Genomic DNA, 19,900 nt, shown 5'->3' with positions numbered 1-19,900 from the left:
CTTATCGTGCGTTAAATAAATTTTTAAATCTAATCAACACTTGGGCGGGTACCTTAATTTTTCATTAGACTTTAAATATTAATTGACACTAAAATTCAAAATATAGTAATAAATAATAAAGGGCGGGGAGCGAGAAAAATTTTAAATTTTTGGATTTATTTTAATTCCCACCCTATAGGCTTTTTATTTAATCTGTCATTTTTGTACTTTATTTCTTCTTTATTTTATTCTGTAATTTTAGCTGCCCACCCAAGTTTTTTTAAATTTATAGTATACTTACCGCACGCAGAATAATATTAATAATATATATTTTTTTGTAATTCAAATTTTAATGTATTATATAAATTTTATTCACCGTGCGTTAATTAAAATTAAAACTTGTTTTTATAATTTGATTTTATACTAAAAATTATTATCATTATTAAATAAATAATAGTTGAAAAAAATATAATATTTATGTATTATAAAAAATAAATTTTATGATAATAAAGAGAGTATTAATATTATGAAAAAAATTTTATTGTTAACTGTAATGTTAATAACAACTATCAGTGCAAATCTTATGGCAAAAAGCGGCTTTGGTGTTGATTTAACCGTACCTTTGGGAGCTGGAATAGGTTTTTATCTTGAAGATGGAAAACAAAGCCAAACAATAAAGCCAGACGGAGGTTTTGAATTTGGAGTATATTTAAAACCAAATTATTATTTTGATTTGAGTATTTTATCCCTTGGAATATCATTAGATTTAGGATATCAGAGAGATGTATTTGCTTATAAATCAGATTCGTCTAAGGGTAATGTTACTTTTGATAGTTTAAGTGTAGGGTTAATGCCTAAAATAGATATATTATTTATGTCTATAGGTGTTGGAGCAGGGGTTAAATTTCCTCTTGGAGGAAGCAGCTATTCTAAAGAAAACAGCGGCGGTGAAATAACAGAACAATACAACTTGAAACAATTACAGAATAAATTTTATAATTTGTATATACCTTATCTTAAAGCAAGTTTGGACTTTTTACTTCTTTATAATATAACTTTAGGTATTTATTTATCTTATGATTTTCCTCTGATTGAATATAAAGAAACTTCTCCTAAAATCAAAACCGGAGCCCTTGATATAGGCGGACAAATAGGAATAAGATTCTAGTAAAACTGAAAAATAAAAACCATGCTTATTTATTAGAGCATGGTTTTTTATATTAATCTATAATAGCATAAGCTCTTACAGGCGAACCTTCACAATTTCTGATTTTTAAAGGTGCTGCACTAAAGAAGAATTTTTTATGAGTTACTTTTTCTAAATTCGTAAGATTTTCTATAATACATATATCATTAGAAAATAGAATATTATGTATTAAATTATTATTTGAAATAGAATCTACTGAAGGAGTATCTATTCCTATAGTTTTTATTTTTAAGTCTATTAATTTATAAGCAAAACTTTCACTTAAATATGGAAAGTTTTTATAATAGTTTTCTGTATTAATATTATTATGCCAATATGTATTAATAAGAAGTATATTGCATTCTTTTATTATATCAAAATTGAAATTAACATCAAAATTTATTTTATTATCTTTATCTGGTATTATATCAATACAATAAGCATTTCCAACAAAATAATTTAAATCTATACTTGCAGTAGAATCTTTACTTTTTATGCAATGGAGAGGAGTATCAATATGAGTTGCAGTATGCACGCACATAGATATGTTTGTGATATTAAAATATTTATAGTTTTCAGCTGAAATGCTTACATCAATATCATCAGTATAATGAGGCATATTGTTATATATTTCAGCTGAAAGATCTATTATCATATTTTTTTAATTCTGTTTATTATCATGTCTTTTTTTATTATTATTAGTTTTGGAGTTTGCAAGAGAGGCAAATATTACTCTACCCGCTTCTTTAGGCAGTACATTATCTATTTCTATTTCAACATTTTTACCTATTAGATGTTTGGCATTATCAACTACTATCATAGTTCCGTCTTCCAAATATCCTAAAGCCTGTTTGTCTTTTCCTTCCCTTATAAGGTCTATATTTATAGTTTCACCCGGCAAAACAACAACATGAAGCGAATTTGCTAAATCATTAATATTTAATATATCCACTTCATGTATAGATGCCACTTTCATCAAATTAAAATCATTTGTTATTACTTTAGCATCCATTTTTTTGGCAAGTTCTATAAGTTTTAGATCCACCTCTTTTATATTAGGAAAATCTATATCCGTTATAGAAAGAAGTATGTTCTTAGAAGATTTCATTTTATTTAATATTTCTAAAGCTCTTCTTCCTCTTATTCTTTTCTGAGGATCTCTTGCATCGCTTAAAAACTGTACTTCTTTTATAACAAATTCCGGGAGTATAAGAAGTCCGTCAAAAAATTTTTTTTCAGCAATATCATATATTCTTCCGTCTACTATAACAGAAGTATCCAATATCTTTGAAGTTTTCATTTTATCCTTATTTGTAAGCTTAAACATATTTGATATGCTTGGTATAAAAGCGATAATAATACCAAAAATTAAATAGCCTTCTATAAAAAGGATAATCAATTTCTCATTTAATGATAATGATATTCCTACAATATTAATTGTAGTTATAGTCAAAAGTACAGTAATTAATGTTAGAAAGAATGATATAAAAAAAGCTAATGTAATTTTAGAAGATTTCTTTCTAATAAACATCAATTCAAATAAAAATACCAATACTGCACTTATTATAAATACTGTTAATGTCTTATAATTAAAATGTTTTAGTATAAAATAATCCAAAGCCAGCACTATACAAGATAACACAAAATATACTACTCTCCACATAATTTCCCCTTACTTTTATTTATACGCATATTATATTTTTAATGTAATAAACTAGATAAATTATTATTCTTTAGAAATATCTTTTTTCTTTCTTTTTCCGTTTTTAGCAGTTTCTTTTTCTTCTTTAACTACCTTCTCTTTTTCTAAAGGCTTAGTTTTGAATTTTTTTGCTGATTTTTCCAAAGCATTTGATACTATATCTTCTATTTCATCTCTATCTTTTTTTAAAGCTATACTAATTTCATTAACTATGAACATATATGCTTTTTCATATAGACGCTTTTCGCTTGCCGAAAGTTCCTTTAACTTATTTCTTGTGAATAAACTTCTTGCCACCTCTATGGTATCTTTGATATCTCCGCTTCTAAGTTTTTCCTCATTTTCCTGATATCTTATTTTCCAATTATTTTCTATATCATGAGGTTTTGTCTGCAATATATTTAAAAGATTATCAGCTTCTGCTTTAGATATAATCTTTCTTATACGATATTCTTTAACTCTATTTATAGGCACTTTTAATGTAATATTTTCACTTTCGCATTCTAAAACATAACATTCTACTAGATTAGAATTAACTTTGTTATTTGATATACCCATAACTTTACATATACCATACATAGGGTATACAACATAAGTATTCAATTTATACATATCAGCCTTTTTTATTAATAGTTTATTCTAAATAAAATATAATAATATACCTCATCATATTATATGTTAAAATTATAAAAAATCAAGTATTTTATTACAGTAGTGATGTTGTGTTTGTATGATTAAACTGAAGATTTATTATATGCCTGATGAATAAACTTATAAAATTTACATATATATAGCTTGATATATTTAAATATATAGTATACTATATATTGATAATAATAAAAGGAGGTACTAACACATGACAGATAAAAAAATAGAATTGTTTGAAAATTATCCTGTACATAAGGCACTGATGACGCTAGCACTTCCAACTATACTAGGAATGTTAGTAAATGTTTTTTATAATATGGTAGATACTTTTTTCGTAGGAAAGACAGGGGATCCTAATCAGGTAGCTGCAGTATCGCTTTGTATGCCTATATATTTGCTTCTTATGGCTTTTGGTAATATTTTTGGTATAGGAGGAGGTTCTTATATATCAAGAAAATTAGGTGCTAAAGATTATGAAAGCGTAAAAAAAATATCCTCTTTTGCTTTTTATGCAAGCATTATAGTTGGATTTATATCTATGGCAGTGTATCTAATTTTTATGAAAGATATACTAAAAATATCAGGTGCAAGCCCTAATACTTATCAGTTTTCTAAAGATTACTTGATAATAGTAGCTTTTGGGGCTCCTTTTGTAGTAAATCAAATGGCTATGGGACAGATTGTTCGTGCTGAAGGCTCTTCAAAAGAGGCTATGATTGGTATGATGATAGGTACTGTGGTTAATATAGTATTAGATCCTATTATGATACTTTATATGGAGATGGGAGTTGCAGGTGCTGCTCTTGCCACAATAATAGGTAATGCCTGCTCTACCGTATACTACATATATCATATACTAAGAAAAAAATCTTTCTTATCAATACATGTTAAAGATTTTTCTTTGCATAAAGATATACTTATCAATGTATTTTCTATAGGAATACCTGTTTCTATAAACAACATACTTATGAGTGCTTCAAACATACTTATAAATAATTTAGCTGCAGGATACAGTGATAATGTAGTTGCTGGACTTGGAGTAGCTCAAAGAATATTTACACTTGTTATACTTGTATTTATAGGACTTTCTCAAGGTCTTCAGCCTTTTGTAGGTTACAACTTTGCTTCTAAAAACTACAGGAGAATGAACTCTGCTATAAAAATATCATGCGTTGTAAGTGTAGTAATAGGATGTTTACTTTTAGGGCTATCATTAATATTTGGAAGATGGTCTGTAGGAGTATTTATTAATAATGAAGAGGTTATAGATTACGGGGTGAAATTTTTAGTAGCAAGTTATGCCATAGCTCCTATTATAGGATTTCAGTTTGTATTTATGTCTACATTCCAAGCATTAGGAAAATCTATACCTTCTTTAGTGCTTTCATTAAGCAGACAAGGTATAGCATTCATACCAACAATACTTATAGGTACTAAATTATTCGGAATAAATGGTATTATATGGTCTCAGCCTATAGCTGATATTGTAAGTGTTGCATTGGCTACAGTTATGTATATTTATATTTATAAGAAAATGAAGAAAAAAGCATTGGAAGAAGAAAATAATGGAAATAATTCAGAACCTGCTTATGCAAATGTATGATATTTAAAAAAATTTTATAAACTTAGCATGCATTTTTATTCTTGAAAAGTGCATGCTTTTTTATAATAATCTAATTGCATTTAGAATTTAAATTAATAATAAACTTTATATTTTTAATATCATTTTGGGTAAATAGCATAAAAAATTTAAACACAACTTGGGCGGGTGCTGAAATTTCTAATAAAACAATAAAGATAGTAAAAGTAAAATTATTTATTTAAACAACAAATATAAAGGGCGGGGTATGTAATTAAAGTTTTAAAACTCAATTACATTTGCCCACCCTCTATATTTATAGTTTTAATATGCAATATTAACTTTAATTTTTCTTGTTATCGAATTAGATTTTTTAGCTGCCCGCCCAATGTTTTTTTATTTATTGTGTATATACCGCAGTGATAAAAATTATTCATCATCATCATTCAAATCTATAAATATGGTATATAAAGCACATATATTTTCATTTTCATCATAAGCAAAATAAGAAGGATAATAACCATCACCATAACCGCTTGTAAATAATACTATATTAGAATCACTTTCAGGTATATTCCAATTAAGCCAATCACCATATTCAGATTGATACTTAGGATGATTTTGGGCATTATCTTCTAATAAATCAGCGAATAAATCATCATATCTATTGTCAAAATCACCATTACTTTCTTTTTTTAGTTTATCTTCATATTCAAAATATTTTTCAGCTGCCTCATAATCGCAAAAACACCCCATACCTGCATCCACAGGATATCCGAAAAACTCACCTTCTTCTACTTCAGACAAATCCTCTTCTCCTGTAACAGCAAGTTCATATCTTTTAGGTTCATTATTAGAGAAAGAAATTTTAGCTATAGCAATTCTCTCTTCATCTTTTATTATAAGAAGAGAAACTTTATATTTATCAGGTTTTACAGTTTGAATAAAAGGAGATACTTGATTCTCAATCATATATGCTAAAGGATCGCATGCAATTATTTTTCCTGTTTTTAAAAAAACTTCTCCTATATCTAATATATCAAGCTCTATATCATTAAATGTTTTTTCTCTGAAAGGTTTATCCAAATCAAAACTAGGTATTAAAAGATGTTTTACTTTATCGAATTGTTTTTTGAAATTTTTGTCCATATACTGCTCCAAATAGTTTTTATTAATATACTATAAAATATAAATAAAAACAAATAAAAGGCACTGTTCATATAAACAATGCCTTTTAAATAAAATTATTTAATATAATGTTAAATAGCTTCTATATTTCTAGTGGCTACTATATCAGCACCAGCCGCGTTATGAAGCACAACATCTCCAATATGAACAGGAGCATTAACTTCTACAGTTTTTAAAGCCTCTAAACACTCATTAATTCTTGATTTGTCTACAGGATCTTTAGTTTTAACGGGAAGCATTTTTAATTTACCATTTTTTATTTTTACTATAGAAGTAACCATTCTTACAGGACGAACAACCTCATCTCTGGCATAAGTGTCTCCTCTCTTGCAGGTATTACCGCTTATGCTTACAACTTGGTTTCCCTCCATCTCCACAGACAAAGCACAGCCCATAGGGCAGCATATACAAGTTAATTCTTTTTTTTCCATATAATAATCCTTGAATAACACTTAATATTATTAATTATCCTCTATCTTAAATTCAATATTTTTAAGACCTTCTTTTGAAAGCATGGATTTATCTAGTTTAACACTCTCCATTTCACCGGGAGCAAATATCAAATGCTTTTTATGTATCACTCTCTCGCCGTCAAAATATACATTTAAGAATTTGTTTTGGAATATACCGCTTACTCTAAACCTTACCATAACATGATCATCTACATTATGAGCATTAATCATAGAAGGCACAGTATATCTCACACCATTAGAGCCTTTTAAGGATATAGAGTTTGTATTATCTCTTCTTTTGTTTTTAAGCACATACTCAGCAGCACTTTTTCCAGCAGTTTCAGCCTCTTCAGAAACAAAATCTACCAAGTCATGAACATGAAGAACATTACCGCAGGAGAATACTCCGTCAATATTAGTCTCCAAACTTTCATTGACTATAGCACCAGATGTTATAGGGTTAATCTCAACGCCAATCTCTTTTGAAAGCTCATTTTCTGGTATAAGCCCAACAGACAAAAGCAAAGTATCGCATGAATAATATTCTTCAGTACCTTTAATAGGCTTCATATTCTCATCAACTTTAGCTATTGTAACTCCTTCAAGTCTGTCCTTACCTTTTATGTCGATAACTGTATGACTTAATTTAAGAGGTATATTAAAATCATCCAAACACTGAACTATATTTCTTTTAAGTCCTCCAGAAAATGGAAGTATCTCAGCAACCACTTTAACTTTAGCTCCCTCAAAAGTCATTCTCCTAGCCATGATAAGCCCAATATCCCCAGAGCCGAGTATAACAACTTCCTTACCAGGCATATATCCTTCAATATTTACTAAATGCTGAGCCGCCCCCGCAGAAAATATTCCAGCAGGTCTGAAACCCGGTATATTCAAAGCCCCTCTTGAACGCTCACGGCAGCCCATAGCAAGTATCACAGCTTTAGAGCTAATCTGCACCAAGCCTTCTTCTTTATTGATATAAGTAATTATTTTCTCCTTACTATCATTAAGCACAATATCAAGCACCATAGTATTGAGTTTATAATTAATATTTAAATCATAAACTTTTTCTATAAATCTGTAAGCATATTCAGGACCAGTAAGCTCTTCACCGAATCTATGAAGCCCAAAACCATTATGTATGCATTGATTGAGTATGCCTCCAAGCACCTCATCTCGTTCTAGCATAAGCAAATTATCTATGCCGTTTTCTTTAGCAGAAACAGCAGCAGCAAGCCCAGCAGGACCTCCGCCTATAACAACAACATCATAAGACTGCATTTTTACTCCTTAAATAAAAACAAATGATTATATTGTTTTTAATTAAATACTAATAATCTCTAAATCAAAAAGTTTCCTTATCATATCCGATAACTATTTCAGATCCTTTGCCGCATTTAGTAATAGTTATAGGAGAAACATTAAGTTCTCTTGCTAATATCTCTATTATTTTAGGAGAACAGAAACCGCCCTGACATCTTCCAAGTCCTGCTCTTACTCTTCTTTTTACTCCGTCAAGAGATTTAGCTCCTATAGGACTTTTTATAGCTTCTACAATCTCACCCTCAGTTACCTTTTCACATCTGCAAATTATATGTCCGTATAAAGGATTTTCTTTTATGAGTTTATTTTTCTCTTCATTAGAAAGTTTATTAAAATGAGTTATTCCCTTTCTTTTTTCTATAAAGTTTTCTTTTTTCTCGAAGTTTCCTTTCTTGCTTACAATATCAGAAACCATTAAACCAATAGCAGGAGAAGAAACAAGACCAGGTGATTCTATACCAGCACAGTCGAAAAATCCTTCGCAGTCTTCAAGTTCTTTTATGATAAACTCATGATTATCCTCATGAGGACGAAGCCCGCAGAATGAAGTTATAACCTTATTATACGGTATATTTTTTACTGTGAGTTTTGACTTTTCTATAATCTGAGCAAGTCCTTCAGCTGTGGTATTTAAGCCCTCTTTATCTTCTATATCAATAGCTGTAGGTCCAAGCATTATATTTCCATGAGCTGTAGGAGTAACTAATATACCTTTACCCAATTTGGTAGGAAGTGCAAATATTGTAGAAGTTACTAAATTATCAACTTCTTTGTCAAGCAATATATAGTCTCCTCTTCTTGGAGTAATATGTATTTTATTTTTGCTCATCATATTATGAAACTTATCAGCATAAACTCCAGCAGCATTAACAATATATTTAGCTTTTATAGTTCCGTTATTAGTTTCAGCTTCAAAAGTTCCGTCATCAAGTTTTTTGATATTTATCACTTCAGTATTGAATTTAAACTCTGCACCATTAGCATAAGCATTTTCAGCATAAGCAATATTTAATATAAAAGGATCAACTATACCTCCAGTAGGAGCATACAAAGCACCGCATACATTATCGTTTAGATTAGGCTCTTTTTTATGAACTTCTTCTCTGTTTAATATTTGAAGTCCTTCAACTCCATTTTTTATTCCTCTGTCATATATAGCTTTAAGATTAGGCATATCCTCTTCATTGGTACAAACCACCAATGAACCATTCTGTTTAAAAGGCACATCAAGGTCTTCTGCTATTTCCGGCATCATCTTATTGCCAAGAACATTTAACTTTGCCATAAGAGAACCATTTGCAGCATCAAACCCTGCATGCACTATTCCGCTGTTGGATTTTGAAGTGCCTGTGCAAACATCTTCACCTCTTTCTACAACGCATATACTAGCTTTATACCTAGATAGTTCGCGTGCTGAAGAAGTACCAGACACACCAGCACCAATAATTAATATATCATACATATATATTTCCTCTAAATTTTTTATACAATAAACTATAAACTATTTATACAATTAATTAAACAATTTTTTAATAAAATTGCAGCATTATAAATTAATTTCAAAAAAATAAGAATATATATGCATATTAATATCTTAAAATATGATATTAATATGCATAATTTTAAGATAAAATTATAAAGCCCAGCCTCTTGATCTCTCAACCGCTTTTTTCCAGCCCATATATTTTTTATTTCTCTCCTCTTCAGAAATTGAAGGAGTAAACTCTCTTTCTAATTTCCATCTATTTGATATTTCATCTTTATCCTTCCAGAATCCTACAGCAAGTCCAGCCAAATAAGCAGCTCCCAAAGCAGTAGTTTCAGTAATTTGAGGACGAAGAACTTTAGTATTAATAATATCAGCCTGAAACTGCATTAAGAAATTATCACGGCAGGCTCCTCCGTCTACTTTTAATGAAGCTAATTTTACTCCGCTGTCAGCAACCATAGCATCAATAACATCTTTACTTTGATAAGCTATAGCTTCTTCAGCAGCTCTTATTATATGACTTCTATTAACTCCTCTTGTAATACCTACTAAACAGCCTCTAGCATACATATCCCAATAAGGAGCACCAAGACCAACAAAAGCAGGTACTAAATAAACTCCGTTAGTATCTTTTACTTTAGTAGCGAAATATTCAGTATCTCTTGCATCATGAAGAAGTCTTAATTCATCTCGTACCCACTGAATAACAGCACCAGCTATAAATACAGAACCTTCCAAAGCATATTCTATTTTTCCGTTATATCCAATACCTATAGTAGTAATAAGTCCGTTTTTGCTTAATATAAAATTCTCTCCTATATTCATAAGAATGAAGCTTCCTGTACCATAAGTATTTTTTGTGTCGCCTTTATTAAATCCGGCCTGTCCGAATAATGCTGACTGCTGGTCTCCGGCTATTCCAGATATAGGCACTTCTTTGCCATTAATATTAGCATATCCATAAACACATGAAGAGTCTTTTACCTCTGGAAGCATGCTTGTAGGTATATCTAATTCTCTTAAAATGTTTTCGTCCCATTTAAGTTCTTTGATATTATAAATCATAGTCCTTGATGCATTAGTGTAGTCAGTAACATGAACTTTACCGCCTGTAAGTTTCCATACCAGCCAAGTATCTATTGTACCGAAAAGTAAATCTCCTTTATTAGCTTTTTCTCTAGCACCCGGAACATTATCAAGTATCCATTTTATTTTGGTACCAGAGAAATAAGCATCAACAACTAAACCTGTATTTTCTCTTATATATGTATCAAGTCCTTTTTTCTTTAAATCATCACAAATAGGAGCGGTTCTTCTGCATTGCCACACTATTGCATTATAAATAGGCTCTCCTGTATTTTTATCCCATACAACAGTAGTTTCCCTTTGATTTGTAATACCAATAGCAGCTATCTCTTCAGGCTTAACTCCTGCAATCTGTATAGCTTCCTGTAAAACTCCAAACTGAGTAGCCCAAATTTCTGCAGCATTATGTTCAACCCAACCTTCATGAGGATAAATCTGTGTAAACTCCTTTTGAGCCACTGAAACCATATTCTGATCATAATCAAATACTATAGCTCTGCTGCTGGTTGTTCCTTGATCTATTGCAACTACATATTTTGACATAATTTAAAACTCCTTAAAAATAAAATATCAATAAAAATTATTGAACTTTGTCTTTTGCTAATGATTTTCCTATTGTAAAATCATACAAAACTGCACCCAAAACTGCACCTACTATAGGACCTATTATAGGCACTATCCATACATTACTTCCGTCTGTAAGTCCGTTATTTTTAAATCCTGCAGCAACAGCAAAAAGTCTAGGTCCTAAATCTCTTGCTGGGTTTATAGCATAACCATGCATAAATCCAAATGACATACCTATAACAACTATTATAAGCCCAACTATTAAGTATCCCAAATTAGAACCTGCCGGAGTATTATTAGCATCTCCTGTAGTAAGAATTAAAAATACAAGTATAAATGTTCCTACCACTTGGTCTATAAATCCAGGCCAAAATCCTGCAACAGCTGGGAATGTAGTAAATACTCCTGCAGTATTTGAAAATGTAGGGTCTACTTCTACCCATTTCCCATAATAAACAGCAAATACTACAGCAGCACCAAGGAAACAGCCTATCATCTGAGCTATTACATAATACCATATCTTGTTCCAAGGAAATCTTCCTGTAACAGCTAATGCTAAAGTAAGTGCAGGATTTAAATGAGCACCGCTTATTTTACCTGATACATAAGCACCAAACATAACAGCAAGTCCCCAAGCTATATGAATATTAACAGGGGCTCCATTATTACATACTACAACTGCAGCAACTACACCGCATCCCAATAAAATTAAAAAGAAAGAACCTACTAGTTCTGCTAAAAATTCGGCTTTTTTACTATACATAAAATTAACCTCCATACATAAAAAATAATAATAAATTATAACTAACTTTTATACCAAATAATCCAAAATTAATTGATTCCGCCGACTCTGTATTGTTCGCATACAGGACATTTTTTCGGAGGGGTAGAATCTTTATGAACATATCCGCATTTGCCGCATTGCCACTTATCAATATTAGGTAAATTATCCCCTAAATATTTTTCAAACATCTTCTTATGACCTTCCTCTATCTTTCCTACATGCTCAAAAAGTATGGCTATATCATTAAAGCCTTCCTCTCTTGCAGTTTCAGCAAATTTTAAATACATATCTGTAGACTCGTAAGTCTCTCCTGCTATAGCATCTTTTAAGTTTTCATCTTTTGATAATATACCATGGTATCTTTCAAACCATAATTTGCCATGTTCCTGCTCATTTCTCGAAGCTTTCTCATAAGCTAATGCCAAATTCTCCATCCCTTCTTCTCTGGCTTTTTCAGCATAGTACATATATTTGCACCTTGCTATTGCTTCTCCGATAAAAGCCGTTTTCAAATTTTCATTTGTTTTGGAATTTTTTAAATCCATATAGCCTCCTCAAATTTTATTTTCGTATGTTAACTAGTATAGAAAATTTATTACTGAAATATACAAAAATAAAAAAAAAAAGAGATTTTCATTATTTTTTTAAATAAAAAATTATATTATTAATTATGTATTTTTTTGTCTATTTTGAGATATATACATATACCCTGTAATACTATAATTATATATTTTATATAAAAAATATATGATTCTAAGAAAAAATATTATTATTATTATAAAAGTACAATTACCATGTATATGTATTTTTAACATAAAGATTCTGTTTATAGTATTCTACATATTATACATTATTGTTTGTTTTATAAAGATTAACTATGCAGATAAAAGCTAAAACAGAAAGAACTGCCCCTCCAAAACCAACCCATCTTATTCCAAAATTATCAAATATTCTGCTGCCTACAAAAGAGCCTAAAGCTATACCAAAGTTAAATGAAAATGAATTGTTTGATGATGCCAAGGTTAAGCAAGAAGGATACTCTTTTTCTGTAAAATCTAATATATTTAATTGAACAGGGGAATTCATTAAATACATCAAAAAACCTATTATTAATATGACGATAGAAGAACTTACAGCATTAAGAAGAGCAAAAGGCAAAACTATCATACATAAAAACTGCATCATAAATATATATCTTAATTTGTAAACTCCATTATGTTCCGCTAATTTTCCTGAAAGAAGATTGCTGAAAAGAACTGTAACTCCGAATACTAATAATGCAGCACTTATATATTTATTAGGTATATGAATATAATTAAGAAAAATAGGCTTTAAATATGTATAAAGTACATAAGAAGAAGCAGCACCGAAAAGTATTGTAAAAGTGCTTAATAAAAATCTAGTATCTCTAAATAATATAAATTGTCCGAATAGTTTAACCTTATGAGCAGGTGTATTTTTTGGAAGCGTAATGAACATTAAGATAAGCATAACAGCACTGAATACGCATATAAATATAAAAGAAGCTCTCCATCCGAAATAATAACTTATACTAGTGCCTATAGGTACTCCGAAAATAGAGGCTATACTAAATCCTGAGTAAATCCAAGCTACTACCATAGGTCTTTTTTCTTTTGATGATACATAAGGGGTGAATGATATTGAAACTGATATTAATGCTCCTGAAATTACAGCTATAAGCATTCTAACTACAAGTAAAAATATATAATTTGAAGCTAGAGAACATAAAAAATTAAGAATGATAAATATTATACTTGCAAATATTATAAAATTAAATCTATTGAATTTGCCGGCAAAAGCTGCAGAAAAAGGCGTACATATTGAATATGCCAAAGCAAACATAGATACAAGTCCTCCCGCTTTGACTTCCGTAATATTAAAACCTTCCGCTATCTCTGTTAATACTCCTATAACTATAAACTCGCTTGTACCTAAGGCAAAACTTAAAAGAACTAAAGCTATTATAGCCAATAGTTTATTTTCTTCTTTTTTTACTTCAGATATACTGCTTTCTAACGCTGACATATTTTTTCTCTAAAAAAATTACTATTAATAATATATTATGTTTTAAAAAATTCAATTAAGATATATAATTTTTTTAATAATTTTAAATATTTTTTATGTTATTATAGTTATAGGATACTTATATGGAATATACAAATAAATCATATTTTGACATAGCCAAAGAAAAAAAAGAGGCTGGTCTTTATGAAGAAGCATTGGAATATTATAAAAAGGCATTGGAAGAAGATGATGAGAATATTGAGGCCTACTTTAGTATTAACCTTATAAAATCGTATATTGAAATTGAGAAAAACAATCAAAATAATGAAAAACAAAATAAACATACTAAACTTTTTAATATATTTAATGAATTTTTAGATGAAAAATAAAAAACAAAAAAATGAAGCTCATTTTAATAGAGTTAAAGCATCAATATAGCCTTGATGCATACATTTTTTTATGAAGTTGCTAGAGAAATTTAAAGTACCATCAAAGAAATTACCTAAATCTTTTTTAGGATAAAGTTCATATACATTGATATTATTATCTAATTTATTTTTTAAATTATTTGAATTACTATTGCTAGTTAAATGCACAACTATTATATCTGTAAATTTATAATTTTTTAAAGCTGTTATTGGAGAATTATCGCTTATGCCTCCGTCAATATATAATGCACCTTTTATATTTTCAGGCGGAAATACGGCAGGTATTGCAGATGAAGCTAAAAGTATTTTTTTGATTGTCTTTAATGAATAATTGTTTAATTTGAAATAATATGGTTTTAAATTATCAATATTAGTACATGAAACATATATATTTATTTTTTTGATAGTTTCTTCATGTAAATATTTATCCATTATTTCTATAATCCCGTCTCTTGAAAATATGGCAGAAGTTGATAAAAAATTAATAAATGGAATCAATAAAATATTGTCATCATCTAAAAAATCAGATATTATCGTATTTACAGCATTCTTAATATAATTTTTTCTTATTCTAAATAAAGAGTTTATAACTTTATTAGGATTTAAAGTTAATATTTTATCTTCAACTTCATTGAGCCATATATTTTCTACTATTTGATAGTTTAAATTATATATTGGAAATAGACATGCATTCAAAGCTCCTACAGAAGCACCTGATATAGCAGTGATGTATTTGTTCATATTAAGTTTTTTTAAAGCTTTAAAAACTCCTATATGATATGCTCCTTTAGCTCCGCCTCCGTCTAATACTAAACCTATTTTTCTATTATTATTTTTATTCATAATTAGTATTCCAATAATTAAGATACTATTAATTTAGCATGTACTTATGACAGATTTTGTCCGATTAGAGATATTTTTGTAATTCTTTATAAATCTCTAAAGCAAATACATTATGCCCGTTTTCACTTAAATGAACTCCGTCAAAAAATATATCATAATAATGATTTTCTTTTAATATTTTATTTACAAATAAATTATAAACATCTATACTTTTTATATTATTTGTTTTTGTATAATTATTTATAAAATGCACATACTCTTTTAGAATATTATCAAACTCTTCTATATTGTTTGATTCGAAAAAATCAAATGCCTCCTTAACAAAAGAAATAGGAGTAAATACTATTATATCAATATTATTTTCTAAAGATTTATTTACTATGCTTATTAAATTATTTTCTATTTTTTCTAGAGGTTTGCAGGTAAATATATCATTAACTCCGCCCATTAAAATAACAGTATCAGCATTTTCTTTTTGGCAGTCAATATCAAAACGGGCAAGCATACAAGAAATCATATCTCCGTTAATGCCTTTATTGATAAATTTAAGGTCTTTATGTTCTTCATTATTAAATTTATCATTTAATATTTCAGTCCACACTTTATCCCTTGACACCATATATCCGTAAGTGGTACTGTCGCCTAAACAAACTATTTTTTTCATAGCATTATTTTCCTAAAATTTGTATAATATTTATTATATAATAACAATATAAATATTTAAATAAAAAATTATTGAGGAGAATATATAATGAACGATTTTAAAAGCCTAAAAGATACATTCACATTAAGTAATGGATATAAAATTCCATGCATAGGATTTGGTACTTGGCAGACACCAGACGGAGAAACTGCTGTAAATGCTGTAAAAGAAGCCATAAAATTAGGATACAAACATATTGACACAGCAGCAATTTATGGAAATGAAAAAAGTATTGGAAAGGCAATTAAAGAAAGCGGCATTAATAGAGAAGAACTTTTTATAACAAGCAAAGTATGGAATAAAGAAAGAGGATATAAAACAACATTAAAAGCATTTGAAAAAACTCTTAATGATTTGTGTATTGATTATTTAGATTTATACCTTATTCACTGGCCTGCTTCTGTAAATCAATTTAAAGATTGGGACAATATTAATTTGGAAACTTGGAGAGCTATGACTGAACTTTATAAAGCGGGAAAAATAAAATCAATAGGCGTATCTAACTTCATGCCTCATCATTTAAAATCATTAATGGAAACAGAAATTAAACCTATGGTCAATCAGATAGAGTTTCATGTTGGATTTATGCAGGAAGAAACTTTTAAATACTGCAATGATAATAATATATTAATAGAGGCTTGGAGTCCGCTTGGCACTGGAAAAATGCTTGATAATGATACATTAAAAGAAATAGCTAACAAATATAATAAATCTATAGCTCAGCTTTGCATAAGATGGTGTCTTCAAAATAATACTTTACCTTTGCCAAAATCTGTAACACCATCACGTATAAAAGAAAATACCGATATATTTGATTTTATTATAAGCGATGAAGATATGAAAACAATAAATGCCATGGAATACTTTGGAGGATCCGGACATCATCCTGATAAGGTTAATTTCTGATTATATTATTTTTATATTGATAAAACATGTTTTAAGATATATAATAATTTAAAAATTTAATTAAAGGGGATTTTTTTAATGAAATTTTTTCTAGATACAGCAAATGTTGATGAAATTAGAAAAGCTAATGATATGGGCGTAATTTGTGGAGTTACAACAAACCCATCTCTAATAGCTAAAGAAGGAAGAGATTTTAAAAAGACTATAGAAGAAATCACTACTATAGTTGATGGTCCTATCTCAGGAGAGGTAAAGGCTACTACTGTTAAAGCGGAAGATATGATTGATGAGGCAAGAGAAATAGCTAAGATACATAAAAACATGGTAGTAAAAATTCCTATGACAGATGAAGGATTAAAAGCAGTAAAAGTATTATCTAAAGAAGGAATTAAAACTAATGTTACTTTAATATTTTCTGCTAATCAGGCTCTTTTAGCAGCAAGAGCAGGGGCTGCTTATGTTTCTCCTTTCATAGGAAGACTTGATGATATATCTTCTGATGGTCTTGAACTTATTAGAACTATATCAGAAATATTTGCAACACATGCAATAGAAACGGAAATAATATCTGCAAGCGTAAGACACCCTATACATGTTACAGAATGTGCATTAGCCGGTTCAGATATTGCTACAGTACCTTATAATGTTATAGTTCAGATGACTAAACATCCATTAACTGATCAAGGTATAGAAAAATTCAAAAAAGATTATGAGGCTGTTTTCGGCAAATAATTAATAATGTATTTTTTATAAAAGGGCAGTGTTTTATTAATACTTCCCTTTTATAATTTCTTATATAAACCCACCCTATACATTTTTAGTATTATCTCTGAATTTATAAATTATTTTTCTTTTTAGTTTTAAACTTATATTACAGCACCCACCCAAGATTTTTTTAAATTCATAGTTTATCTATCGCACGCAGAATAAAATTAAAAATCTAAATTTATTTGAAATTATAATTTTATTATATTTTTAAATTTTATTTACCGTGCGTTAAAAAAAAATTTAATTTTAAATAAAAACTTGGGCGGGGGCTTATATTTCTAAATGAGCTTTAAATGTAATTAATAATTTAAAATTATAATATTGCCATAAAAACAAAAGGGCGGGGATTAGATGAAAGTTTTAAATATTTAAATAAATTTCTATTCTCCAAAAATAGCATTAACTAAATTCAATTTATCATAATTTTCTTCATAAATAATATCTTCAATTCCGAATAATATTAAACTAGATAAAGCATCTGGAAAATCTAAATAACTAAATACATCTCCTTTAATACTGCTTCCGGAAAGAGAATCATCAAAATTAAGCAGCTGTCTCAAGGCTATATACCCTCGTCCATTATTTGTTTTAAGCCATTTATCAGTATCCGAACCGTCCGGTACTTTCTGCCAGCTTTTCGGAAAATAAACTTTATCATATATCAAGTAACTTGCATTAACTATTCTCTCTGCCTTATTTTTATGTACATAAAAAGGCGTTACTTCAAAATGTTTTTCTAATCTTTTTACCAATTCTTTTTGAGCAAAGTTACTTTCGCATAATATTTTTTTTATATTTTTATTTGATAAAAAATTTATTATGCTTTCATCTGTTGTAGAGTTAGAATCATTTCTTATAAGTCCTGAATCTATTAAATAAATATCTTCACCTATTTGTGTATATATTATTGCTGAAGTAAAACAATTATATTCTCCGAATGCAGGATCTACTATTGCTTTATGTTCTGAAGAATGAATTTTTTCTTTTATAGTATTTAGTTTATCATCATAAAATTTTAATTTTGAATACAAAAATATTTTGCCCTGTTTATTTTTTATTTTTCCAAGCCAAATATGATCATACATTTTAGGCATGAGTTTTAAAGTGGAAAGTCTTGATTTATTTAATATATCACTGAAATAATAATTGCCGTCATAATTAATAAAAGTTATTAAAATGCTGCTGTCTTCATATTCTTGATAATTGTATTTATTATTATTTTTATCTGTATAAAATTTATTTTCTAAGTTAAATTTAATTACTGTTTTATAAATGAAATCCGTTTCAAATCTAGGATTAAATGCTATCCATATTTCACTTTTTTCTGCCCTTATTGAAGGCTCTAATATTTCATAGCTTCTTTGAGTTAGAGTTTGAGCCTCTTCTATAAAACATATTCTCACATTATAAATAGATTTAATTTCCTCAATAGAACATTCTCTAATACCTAAAAATATAAATTTGCAGTTTGTAACTTTATTAATGATTTCATTTCTTTTTATATTAAAAAATTTTTCTAATTTAAGTTCTTTTATAATACTTATTAAAAGAGGGTATGTTGAATATGAAATTGATTTTTGTATTTCTCTTGAGCATAGTATTACTCCGCTTTTTTCAAAACTTTTAGCTATTAAAATTCTTGCTATTGATTCACTTTTTCCTCCTCCTCGTCCTCCGAATGCTATTTTTAATCTCTTTTCAGTATTTGCCCATTTTTCAAATGGTTTTAAAATATTAAAGTTAATATTCATAATTTTTTCTCATAATTCATTTTAATAATATCCCATATAAAAAAGCAAAAATTATAAGTCATTATAAGCGAAATTCATTTTATGAACATTAAATAAAATAAAAAATAATTAATTAAGCGTTTGTCAAATAAATTTTTACGCCTTATAAAAACATGGGCGGGGGACTATATTTTCTATATTAAATAGCAAAATAAATAAGATTATCAATTCAAAATAAATCAGAAAATATATATGGCGGTGTATGTAAATTAAGTTTTAAAATTTAATTACACTTGCCCACCCAGTGTTCTTTCAAATTTATTGTTTTTACTTTGCATCGAAATAAGATTAACAATATATATTTATTTTTAATTTAAGTTTTTCATTATTAGAATTTATTTAAGGAATGGTTAAAATGCAGTCAAAATTTTAATGACAATACAATTATGTTTATAGCTTATCTCTCCATACGGGAAATAAATTATAAAATTTGTATAATTAAATTAAGAAT

Annotated in this window: 19 protein-coding genes; 5 read left to right on the top strand and 14 right to left on the bottom strand. The window is 28.4% G+C overall.

The genetic code is table 11. The annotated features are described in order from the left end of the window. Positions 1-505 precede the first annotated feature (505 nt). Positions 506-1,147: a hypothetical protein gene (locus BFL38_RS11685; protein WP_069727201.1), complete on the top strand. Its 642-nt coding sequence runs from the start codon at positions 506-508 to the stop codon at positions 1,145-1,147. Positions 1,148-1,199: 52 nt separating this feature from the next. Here the strand turns inward: BFL38_RS11685 and BFL38_RS11680 are convergent, their stop codons facing one another. The 3 genes from BFL38_RS11680 to BFL38_RS11670 form a co-directional block, all read right to left on the bottom strand. Then, positions 1,200-1,820, bottom strand: a complete 621-nt coding sequence (locus tag BFL38_RS11680; RefSeq protein WP_069727200.1) for a cyclase family protein — start codon at positions 1,818-1,820, stop codon at positions 1,200-1,202. Between the two features lie 6 nt (positions 1,821-1,826). Then, positions 1,827-2,828: a PIN/TRAM domain-containing protein gene (locus BFL38_RS11675; RefSeq protein ID WP_069727199.1), complete on the bottom strand. Its 1,002-nt coding sequence runs from the start codon at positions 2,826-2,828 to the stop codon at positions 1,827-1,829. Positions 2,829-2,891: 63 nt separating this feature from the next. Next, positions 2,892-3,479, bottom strand: a complete 588-nt coding sequence (locus BFL38_RS11670; RefSeq protein WP_069727198.1) for a CarD family transcriptional regulator — start codon at positions 3,477-3,479, stop codon at positions 2,892-2,894. Positions 3,480-3,723: 244 nt separating this feature from the next. Between BFL38_RS11670 and BFL38_RS11665 the strand changes: the two genes are divergently transcribed. Then, positions 3,724-5,118, top strand: a complete 1,395-nt coding sequence (locus BFL38_RS11665; protein ID WP_069727197.1) for an MATE family efflux transporter — start codon at positions 3,724-3,726, stop codon at positions 5,116-5,118. Between the two features lie 405 nt (positions 5,119-5,523). On the opposite strand, the gene BFL38_RS11660 is transcribed toward BFL38_RS11665, so the two are convergent. From BFL38_RS11660 to BFL38_RS11625, 8 genes are all read right to left on the bottom strand, one after another. After that, positions 5,524-6,243 carry a DUF4241 domain-containing protein gene (locus BFL38_RS11660; protein WP_069727196.1) on the bottom strand — a complete coding sequence of 240 codons (720 nt, stop codon included), beginning with the start codon at positions 6,241-6,243 and terminating at the stop codon, positions 5,524-5,526. Positions 6,244-6,353: 110 nt separating this feature from the next. Then, positions 6,354-6,713 carry a DUF1667 domain-containing protein gene (locus tag BFL38_RS11655; RefSeq protein WP_069727195.1) on the bottom strand — a complete coding sequence of 120 codons (360 nt, stop codon included), beginning with the start codon at positions 6,711-6,713 and terminating at the stop codon, positions 6,354-6,356. A 30-nt stretch (positions 6,714-6,743) separates the two neighbouring features. Then, entirely contained in the window at positions 6,744-8,018 is a 1,275-nt protein-coding gene (locus BFL38_RS11650; RefSeq protein ID WP_069727194.1) for an NAD(P)/FAD-dependent oxidoreductase, read from the bottom strand. 64 nt (positions 8,019-8,082) lie between these two features. After that, positions 8,083-9,522 (bottom strand): NAD(P)/FAD-dependent oxidoreductase, encoded by a 1,440-nt coding sequence (locus BFL38_RS11645; RefSeq protein ID WP_069727193.1) that lies wholly within the window; start codon positions 9,520-9,522, stop codon positions 8,083-8,085. A 171-nt stretch (positions 9,523-9,693) separates the two neighbouring features. Further along, a complete protein-coding gene (gene glpK, locus BFL38_RS11640) occupies positions 9,694-11,178 on the bottom strand; it encodes a glycerol kinase GlpK (protein WP_069727192.1) in 1,485 nt (494 codons plus the stop codon). Between the two features lie 37 nt (positions 11,179-11,215). Further along, positions 11,216-11,965, bottom strand: a complete 750-nt coding sequence (locus BFL38_RS11635; RefSeq protein WP_069727191.1) for an MIP/aquaporin family protein — start codon at positions 11,963-11,965, stop codon at positions 11,216-11,218. Positions 11,966-12,033: 68 nt separating this feature from the next. Then, the gene (locus BFL38_RS11630) at positions 12,034-12,531 is read right to left on the bottom strand and encodes a rubrerythrin family protein (RefSeq protein WP_069727190.1); all 498 of its coding nucleotides are present in this window, start codon (positions 12,529-12,531) and stop codon (positions 12,034-12,036) included. 298 nt (positions 12,532-12,829) lie between these two features. After that, a complete protein-coding gene (locus BFL38_RS11625; RefSeq protein ID WP_069727189.1) occupies positions 12,830-14,032 on the bottom strand; it encodes an MFS transporter in 1,203 nt (400 codons plus the stop codon). Between the two features lie 122 nt (positions 14,033-14,154). Here BFL38_RS11625 and BFL38_RS11620 point away from each other — a divergent pair, with 122 nt between their 5' ends. Beyond that, positions 14,155-14,400, top strand: coding sequence for a tetratricopeptide repeat protein (locus BFL38_RS11620; RefSeq protein ID WP_069727188.1), 246 nt, complete (start codon positions 14,155-14,157; stop codon positions 14,398-14,400). 18 nt (positions 14,401-14,418) lie between these two features. Here BFL38_RS11620 and BFL38_RS11615 read toward each other — a convergent pair whose 3' ends face one another. Both BFL38_RS11615 and BFL38_RS11610 read right to left on the bottom strand, forming a co-directional pair. After that, a complete protein-coding gene (locus tag BFL38_RS11615) occupies positions 14,419-15,282 on the bottom strand; it encodes a patatin-like phospholipase family protein (RefSeq protein ID WP_069727187.1) in 864 nt (287 codons plus the stop codon). 64 nt (positions 15,283-15,346) lie between these two features. After that, the gene (locus tag BFL38_RS11610) at positions 15,347-15,946 is read right to left on the bottom strand and encodes a GDSL-type esterase/lipase family protein (protein WP_069727186.1); all 600 of its coding nucleotides are present in this window, start codon (positions 15,944-15,946) and stop codon (positions 15,347-15,349) included. Between the two features lie 87 nt (positions 15,947-16,033). On the opposite strand from BFL38_RS11610, the gene BFL38_RS11605 reads away from it, so the two are divergent. Together BFL38_RS11605 and fsa are read left to right on the top strand one after the other, a co-directional pair. After that, positions 16,034-16,891: an aldo/keto reductase gene (locus tag BFL38_RS11605; RefSeq protein ID WP_069727185.1), complete on the top strand. Its 858-nt coding sequence runs from the start codon at positions 16,034-16,036 to the stop codon at positions 16,889-16,891. Between the two features lie 78 nt (positions 16,892-16,969). Beyond that, positions 16,970-17,623 carry a fructose-6-phosphate aldolase gene (fsa, locus tag BFL38_RS11600; RefSeq protein ID WP_069727184.1) on the top strand — a complete coding sequence of 218 codons (654 nt, stop codon included), beginning with the start codon at positions 16,970-16,972 and terminating at the stop codon, positions 17,621-17,623. A 416-nt stretch (positions 17,624-18,039) separates the two neighbouring features. On the opposite strand, the gene BFL38_RS11595 is transcribed toward fsa, so the two are convergent. Next, a complete protein-coding gene (locus tag BFL38_RS11595; RefSeq protein ID WP_069727183.1) occupies positions 18,040-19,410 on the bottom strand; it encodes a phage terminase large subunit in 1,371 nt (456 codons plus the stop codon). Positions 19,411-19,900: the final 490 nt, after the last annotated feature.

It is taken from the genome of Brachyspira hampsonii, from assembly GCF_001746205.1.
Taxonomy (GTDB): Bacteria; Spirochaetota; Brachyspiria; order Brachyspirales; family Brachyspiraceae; genus Brachyspira; species Brachyspira hampsonii_B.
This window is presented reverse-complemented; position numbering and strand designations above follow the sequence as displayed.